Below are 7,672 nucleotides of genomic sequence, written 5' to 3' on the forward strand. Positions count from 1 at the left end.
ATCGACCGTCGACACACGCTTGAGCGCCCCGGAGGAGAACCGAGCACTTAAAAAAAGGGAGCGCTACTGATGGCCAGGCGATACGACTGCAACGATGCCGGCGACCGCGCGACCGGTCTGCGCGAGGCAGCCTCCGCCGTACGCCGCGGCGAACTGGTCGTCCTGCCCACCGACACTGTCTACGGCATCGGCGCGGACGCCTTCGGATCCGAGGCCGTCGCCGATCTGCTGACGGCCAAGGGGCGGGGCCGCAATATGCCCACCCCGGTCCTCATCGGATCGCCCACCACGCTCCACGGCCTGGTCACCGACTTCTCCGAGGACGCCTGGGAACTGGTCGACGCCTTCTGGCCCGGCGCGCTCACCCTTGTCGCCCGGCACCAGCCGTCGCTCCAGTGGGACCTGGGGGACACCCGGGGCACCGTGGCGATCCGGATGCCGCTGCACCCCGTCGCGATCGAACTGCTCACCGAGGTCGGCCCGATGGCCGTGTCGTCGGCCAACCTCACGGGGTATCCCGCGCCCGAGACCTGCGACGCGGCGCAGCAGATGCTCGGCGACACCGTCTCCGTCTACCTCGACGGCGGGCCCACGCCCGGCATCGTGCCCTCCTCGATCGTCGACGTCACCGGCAAGGTCCCGGTGCTGCTGCGCGCGGGCGCGCTCGACGCGGACGAGCTGCGCAAAGTCGTACCCGACCTTGAGGTGGCCCCTTGACCGCCCCTGAGGGGCGTGGCATAGGTGCGGTCACCGCCGTCGGCACCTTCAGGATCCTCCACGTCAGCACCGGCAACGTCTGCCGCTCCCCGATCACCGAGCGGCTGACCCGCCATGCCCTCAGCGGGCGCCTCGGCGATCCGCTCACCAGCGGGCTGATCGTGGAGAGCGCCGGGACCTGGGGGCATGAGGGGGCCCCGATGGAGGCCAACGCGGAGGTCGTCCTCGCGGACTTCGGGGCGGACGCCACCGGGTTCACCGGCCGCGAGCTGCTCGATGAACATGTCATCCGCGCCGATCTCGTCCTCACCGCGACCCGTGACCACCGTGCGCAGGTCATCTCCATGGGCCACTCGGCGGGGCTGCGCACGTTCACCCTCAAGGAGTTCACCCGCCTCGTCCGGGCCATCGACCCCGCCACGCTCCCCGATCCGCGCGCCGACGGCGTCGTCGAGCGGGCCCGGGCGCTGGTGCGGGCGGCGGCGGCGCTGCGGGGGTGGCTGCTGGCGCCGAGCGCGGACGCGGACGAGGTCTACGATCCGTACGGTGCGCCGATCACGTTCTTCCGCTCGATCGGCGACGAGATCGACCAGGCGCTCGACCCTGTGGTCACCGCCCTCACGGGTCTGCCCGCGCCCTCCCGCGCCTGATCCGAGCGGGCCTTCCCCGCGCCCGCGCCCGCGCCTGCGCGACGCCGCCGTTTCCCCGTCCCTGGGTCTTGTTCCGCACACCCTGCGGGCGTGTCCTCAATCGCCGGACGGGCTGAATGTGCACGCCCACGCCATGCGCGGCAGGCTCGCAAGCCAAGCGCATCCACCCCCGCCTGGAAACCAGGGGACCTGGGCAAGCAAATTCAGCCTCGCCGGCGTTTAGGCGCTGGGGGTCCCCCCACGCCGCAGGGCGTAGGGGGCGGTCCGGGGCGGAGCCCCGGGGGTCGGCCGCGCCGTCGGCTGACGCACCCCTGCGGGGTGTCCTCAATCGCCGGACGGGCTGAAATGCCAAGGTCACACGGACGAGGGCGCTGGGCGGGAGCCGCGGGGGCGGCCTACATTGGAGGGGTACGTACGCGAGCGCACGGAGCCCACGATGGCCGCCAGCACCGGTACCGCCCCCACCCCCACCGGCTTCGCCCCCCTCCTCCGGCAGGACCCCGAGATCGCCGGTGTGATCCTGGGTGAGCGGCAGCGCCAGAGCGACACGCTCCAGCTGATCGCGGCGGAGAACTTCGTCTCGCCCGCGGTCCTCGCCGCCCTCGGCTCCCCGCTGGCCAACAAGTACGCCGAGGGTTACCCGGGCGCCCGTCACCACGGCGGCTGCGAGTACGCCGACGCGGCCGAGCGGATCGCCGTTGACCGGGCCACCGCGCTCTTCGGGGCCGAGCACGCGAACGTCCAGCCGCACTCGGGCTCCGCGGCCGTCCTGGCGGCGTACGCGGCCCTTCTCAGGCCGGGGGACACGGTGCTCGCGATGGGACTTGCGCACGGAGGTCATCTCACCCATGGCTCGCCCGCCAACTTCTCCGGCCGGTGGTTCGACTTCGTCGGTTACGGCGTCGAGGCGGAGACCGGTCTGATCGACTACGAACAGGTCCGCGTCCTGGCCCGCAAGCACCGCCCCAAGGCCGTCGTGTGCGGCTCGATCTCCTATCCCCGCCACCCCGACTACGCGCTGTTCCGGGAGATCGCCGACGAGGTGGGCGCGTATCTGATCGCGGACTCCGCCCACCCGATGGGCCTGATCGCGGGCGGCGCGGCGCCGAGCCCCGTCCCGTACGCGGATGTGGTGTGCGCCACCACCCACAAGGTGCTGCGCGGCCCGCGCGGCGGGATGATCCTGTGCGGCCACGGCCTCGCCGAGCGTGTCGACCGGGCGGTGTTCCCGTTCACGCAGGGCGGCGCGCAGATGCACACGATCGCGGCGAAGGCCGTCGCCTTCGGGGAGGCGGCTACCCCGGCGTTCACGGCCTACGCCCATCAGGTGGTCGCCAACGCCCGGGTGCTGGCCGGCTGTCTCGCGGACGAGGGCTTCGCGGTGCTCACCGGCGGCACCGACACCCATCTGATCGGTGCCGACCCCACCCCGCTGGGCCCGGACGGCCGGACGGCCCGGGGCCGGCTCGCGGCGGCGGGCATCGTCCTGGACACCTGCGCGCTGCCGTACGGGGACGGGCGCGGCATCCGGCTGGGCACCGCGGCGGTCACCACGCAGGGCATGGGGGAGCGGGAGATGGCCCGTATCGCGGCGCTGTTCACCGCGGCGATACGTGAAGATGATGAACCGGCCGGGAGGGTACGTACGGAAGTGCGCGAGCTTGCCGGTAGATTTCCCCCTTATCAGGGGTAGCCGGAATCCTGTGCAACCGTCATCGGCGCCCGTATGTCCTCAAACATATGGCCACCACGGCTAGGGTGTGGGGCTGATGGCCAGCGATTCCTGTGGGGCAGCCCGTGCGTGATTATCTGCTGACGCTCTGTATCACGGCTGCGGTGACCTATCTGCTGACCGGTCCGGTGCGCAAGTTCGCCATCGCGACCGGGGCGATGCCGGAGATCCGCGCCCGTGACGTCCACCGAGAACCGACACCGCGGCTCGGCGGCATCGCCATGTTCTTCGGTCTCTGCGCCGGTCTGCTGGTCGCCGACCACCTCCAGAATCTGAACGGTGTCTTCGAGCTGTCGAACGAACCGCGCGCGCTGCTCTCCGGCGCCGCCCTGATCTGGATCATCGGTGTCCTGGACGACAAGTTCGAGATCGACGCCCTGATCAAGCTCGGCGGCCAGATGATCGCCGCGGGTGTGATGGTGATGCAGGGGCTGACGATCATCTGGATCCCCGTTCCCGGCGTCGGCACGGTCTCGCTGACCGACTGGCAGGGCACGCTGCTCACCGTGGCGCTCGTCGTGATCACCATCAACGCGGTCAACTTCGTCGACGGACTGGACGGCCTGGCCGCGGGCATGGTGTGCCTCGCCGCCGCGGCGTTCTTCCTCTACTCGTACCGGATCGCCGTCAGCTACGGCATCGAGGCCGCCGCCCCCGCGACGCTGTTCACGGCGATCCTGATCGGGATGTGCCTGGGCTTTCTGCCGCACAACATGCATCCGGCGCGCATCTTCATGGGCGATTCGGGGTCGATGCTGATCGGCCTGGTGCTCGCGGCCTCCGCGATCTCGGTGACCGGTCAGGTGGACATGGACGCCCTGAGGATCTTCGAGGGCTCGACCCGGGAGGCCACCCACGCGGCCCTGCCGGTCTTCATCCCGCTGATGCTGCCGCTGACGATCATCGCGATCCCGTTCGCGGACCTGGTGCTGGCGGTGGTGCGCCGGACCTGGAACGGGCAGTCGCCGTTCGCCGCCGACCGGGGGCATCTGCACCACCGGCTGCTGGGCGTCGGGCACTCGCACAGCCGCGCGGTCCTGATCATGTACTTCTGGTCCGCGCTGATCGCCTTCGGGGTGGTGGGCTACTCGGTGCACTCGACGTCGCTGTGGATCGTGATGGTGATCGTGGGGCTGAGCGCGGTGGGGCTGGTGCTTCTGCTGCTGCCGCGCTTCACCCCGCGCGCGCCGAGGTGGGCGGAGATGTTCGTCCCACCGCGCTACCGGCGTCGTAAGTCACGTATGCAAACGTTCTCTTCACCCGGGCACGAGGCGGCGGCACCCGCCGGGGAGGTCCGGACGGGGCCGTCCGCACCCGTCCGCGCGGGCGTCAACGGAGCGACCGCGATGGGCGCTCGATCGCGGCCATCGGACCGGAGGAAGGCCGGAACCCGGGGGTGACATTTCCCTCCCACGCGTCCAATACCACACAAGGTGGCGCCGCTTCTCTGCACACACGGGCGGGTTAGCTCTCATGTGTGATAGTTGGCACACGCTCGGGTAAAGACCTCTTCAAATAGTTTGTGATACGGTTCACGAGAACCGGCGACAGAGCCGAAAGACCGTAGTGCGACGGTCTGTTGGCCCCGAGGACCCGACTCGGATCCGGGATTACGCTCGTCCATGACGACACACCACTGCCACTTTCCCAGGAAGCGGAGCTGCCGCCATGCCGTCCAACGACGCACGCACCCTTCTGCACACCGCCGTACCCACCGCTGCCGCCGGCGTTGTCGCCATCGCGGTCGGCGGGGTGTTCGCCGGTGGAAAGGGGGCACTCGGTGCCGCCGTGGGGACCCTGGTCGTCATCCTCTTCATGGGTATCGGTCTGCTGGTGCTCCAGCGGACCGCGAAATCGCTTCCGCACTTGTTCCAGGCCATGGGGCTGATGCTCTACACAGCCCAGTTGCTGCTGCTCTTCATCTTCATGGCGGCGTTCAAGGACACCACGCTCTTCGACTCCAAGGTCTTCGCCCTCACCCTGCTGGCGACCACGATCGTCTGGGTGGCCGCACAGGCCCGGGCGTATCTGAAGGCCAAGATCCTTTACGTCGATCCCGAGGCCGCGAAGGACGCGACGCCCCAGAAGTCGGGGTCTTCGGCGTGAAAGGTAGGGGCGGGATAAAGGGGTCCTCACGACCCTGCTATCGTCCGGTGCCAACTGCGGCTTTGCAGGCGCGGGCATCTGAGCTGTCGCCCGCTCATACGCGAGGCTCTCTGCCCCACTGCCGCCCCCACATCCGTAACACCAGTCCAGTGCCGAACCGCGGCTGCGCGCCGCGCCGACACAACGAGGTTGCCGTACCTATGCGCCACGCTGAAGGAGCCCGCGGTGAGTGCTGACCCCCAGATGCTCGCCTTCGAGGCGGACTGTCAACTCTTCACCGGGTGTGGCTTCAATGCCCCTGGGCTCCACACCTTCATGTACGAGCCCCTCTTCACCGTGGGTGGCTTCGAGTTCGACAAGCCCATGCTGCTCGCCTTTGTGAGCACCATCGTGGTCGTCGGATTCTTCTGGGCCGCGTTCAGCCGGCCGAAGGTGGTGCCGGGCAAGCTCCAGATGGTCGGTGAGGCCGGCTACGACTTCGTACGGCGCGGAGTCGTCTACGAGATCATCGGCAAGAAGGACGGCGAGAAGTACGTCCCGCTGATGGTCTCGCTCTTCTTCTTCATCTGGATCATGAATCTCTGGTCGATCATCCCGGTCGCCCAGTTCCCGGTGACCTCGCTGATCGCCTATCCGGCGGGCCTCGCCCTCCTTGTGTACGTCCTGTGGGTCGGGCTCACCTTCAAGAAGCACGGCTTCACCGGTGGCTGGAAGAACATCACCGGCTACAACAAGGAACTCGGCCCGATCCTTCCGCTGGTCGTCGTGCTGGAGTTCTTCTCCAACCTGATCATCCGGCCCTTCACCCACGCGGTCCGGCTCTTCGCGAACATGTTCGCGGGGCATCTACTCATCGTGATGTTCACCGTCGCCAGCTGGTACCTGCTGAACGGCATCGGCATTCTGTACGCCGGTACCTCGTTCATCCTGGTCATGGTGATGATCGTCTTCGAGCTGTTCATCCAGGCCGTCCAGGCGTACGTCTTCGTCCTCCTGGCCTCCAGCTACATCCAGGGCGCGCTCGCCGAGCACCACTGAGCCCCGCTGTCTCTCGTCCAGCACCACCTCCACCCCCCAGACGTCCGGTGGCCAACCCCCACCGGGTCCTTGAAAGAGAAGGAAGAACCGGCATGTCCGCTCTCCAGACCCTTGCCGCCGTCGAAGGAAACGTCGCCTCGATCGGCTACGGTCTCGCCGCCATCGGCCCCGGCGTCGGCGTCGGCATCATCTTCGGTAACGGCACCCAGGCCCTGGCCCGCCAGCCCGAGGCGGCCGGACTGATCCGTACCAACCAGATCATGGGTTTCGCCTTCTGTGAGGCGCTCGCCCTCATCGGCATCGTCATGGGCTTCGTCTACTAAGACGGCGACCGGACAGCCCAGATTCTTTTCATGGAAGGCACTGATGTGATCGCTCAGTTCACTCTTGCGGCGGCGGAGGAGCAGCCTCCGCTCATCCCGCATCCCGACGAGCTCATCATCGGCCTGATCGCGTTCGCCATCGTCTTCTTCTTCCTGGCCAAGAAGCTCCTCCCGAACATCAACAAGGTTCTGGAGCAGCGCAGGGAGGCCATCGAGGGCGGCATCGAGCAGGCCGACGCGGCCAAGACCGAGGCGGAGAGCGTCCTTGAGCAGTACAAGGCGCAGCTCGCCGAGGCCCGCCACGAGGCCGCCCGACTGCGCCAGGAGGCGTCCGAGCAGGGCACCGCGATCATCCAGGAGATGAAGGCGGAGGGGCAGCGGCAGCGTGAGGAGATCATCGCGGCCGGTCACGCCCAGATCCAGGCCGACCGCAAGGCCGCTGCCGCCGCGCTCCGTCAGGACGTCGGCAAGCTCGCGACCGATCTGGCCGGCCGGCTCGTCGGGGAGTCCCTGGAGGACCACGCCCGCCAGAGCCGTACGATCGACCGCTTCCTGGACGAGCTTGAGGACGGCGCGAAGGCAGAGGCGATCCGATGACTGCGTCTGGGTCGGCTTCGCTGCGCGGAGCGAGCCGTGAGGCGCTCGGCACCGCACGCGAGTCCCTCGACGCGCTGATGGACCGCCCGTCCGTCGACGCGGCGAAGCTCGCCGAGGAGCTGGCCGGCGTCACGGCGCTGCTCAACCGCGAGGTGTCCCTGCGCCGGGTCCTGACCGACCCGGCGCAGCCCGGCGAGGCCAAGGCCGAGCTGGCGGGGCGCCTGCTCAGCGGGCAGGTGGGCCCCGACACCGCCGACCTGGTGTCCGGTCTCGTCCGCTCCCGCTGGTCGCAGTCGCGTGACCTGGTCGACGGCCTGGAGGAGCTGGCGTCCATCGCCGACCTCACGGCCGCCCAGCAGGCGGGCGCGCTCGACGATGTCGAGGACGAGCTGTTCCGGTTCGGCCGCATCGTGGACTCCAATCCCTCGCTGCGGTCCGCGCTGACCGACAAGTCGGCCACCACCACCGCCAAGGGCGAGCTGCTGCGCACGCTCCTCGGCGGCAGGACC

Annotated in this window: 9 protein-coding genes; all 9 read left to right on the forward strand. The window is 68.9% G+C overall.

The annotated features are described in order from the left end of the window. The first annotated feature begins 69 nt into the window (after window positions 1-69). A complete protein-coding gene (locus tag ACWF94_RS27180) occupies window positions 70-717 on the forward strand; it encodes an L-threonylcarbamoyladenylate synthase (RefSeq protein WP_453493810.1) in 648 nt (215 codons plus the stop codon). Then, window positions 714-1,367, forward strand: coding sequence for an arsenate reductase/protein-tyrosine-phosphatase family protein (locus ACWF94_RS27185; protein ID WP_453493813.1), 654 nt, complete (start codon window positions 714-716; stop codon window positions 1,365-1,367). Before ACWF94_RS27180 ends, ACWF94_RS27185 begins: the two co-directional genes overlap by 4 nt. Window positions 1,368-1,803: 436 nt before the next feature. After that, entirely contained in the window at window positions 1,804-3,060 is a 1,257-nt protein-coding gene (locus tag ACWF94_RS27190; protein WP_453493816.1) for a serine hydroxymethyltransferase, read from the forward strand. A gap of 104 nt (window positions 3,061-3,164) precedes the next feature. Beyond that, a complete protein-coding gene (locus ACWF94_RS27195; RefSeq protein WP_453493819.1) occupies window positions 3,165-4,499 on the forward strand; it encodes an MraY family glycosyltransferase in 1,335 nt (444 codons plus the stop codon). A gap of 268 nt (window positions 4,500-4,767) precedes the next feature. Further along, window positions 4,768-5,205: a hypothetical protein gene (locus tag ACWF94_RS27200; RefSeq protein ID WP_453493822.1), complete on the forward strand. Its 438-nt coding sequence runs from the start codon at window positions 4,768-4,770 to the stop codon at window positions 5,203-5,205. 225 nt (window positions 5,206-5,430) lie between these two features. Beyond that, window positions 5,431-6,243: a F0F1 ATP synthase subunit A gene (gene atpB / locus ACWF94_RS27205; RefSeq protein ID WP_453493825.1), complete on the forward strand. Its 813-nt coding sequence runs from the start codon at window positions 5,431-5,433 to the stop codon at window positions 6,241-6,243. 92 nt (window positions 6,244-6,335) lie between these two features. Beyond that, on the forward strand, window positions 6,336-6,566 hold the full coding sequence (gene atpE / locus ACWF94_RS27210) for an ATP synthase F0 subunit C (protein WP_137993321.1): 231 nt from the start codon (window positions 6,336-6,338) through the stop codon (window positions 6,564-6,566). A 30-nt stretch (window positions 6,567-6,596) separates the two neighbouring features. Then, window positions 6,597-7,163: a F0F1 ATP synthase subunit B gene (locus ACWF94_RS27215; protein WP_453493828.1), complete on the forward strand. Its 567-nt coding sequence runs from the start codon at window positions 6,597-6,599 to the stop codon at window positions 7,161-7,163. Between the two features lie 20 nt (window positions 7,164-7,183). Beyond that, on the forward strand, window positions 7,184-7,672 hold a 489-nt coding region (locus ACWF94_RS27220), incomplete at its 3' end, for a F0F1 ATP synthase subunit delta (protein ID WP_453493830.1).

Source organism: Streptomyces sp. NPDC055078 (assembly GCF_053607985.1).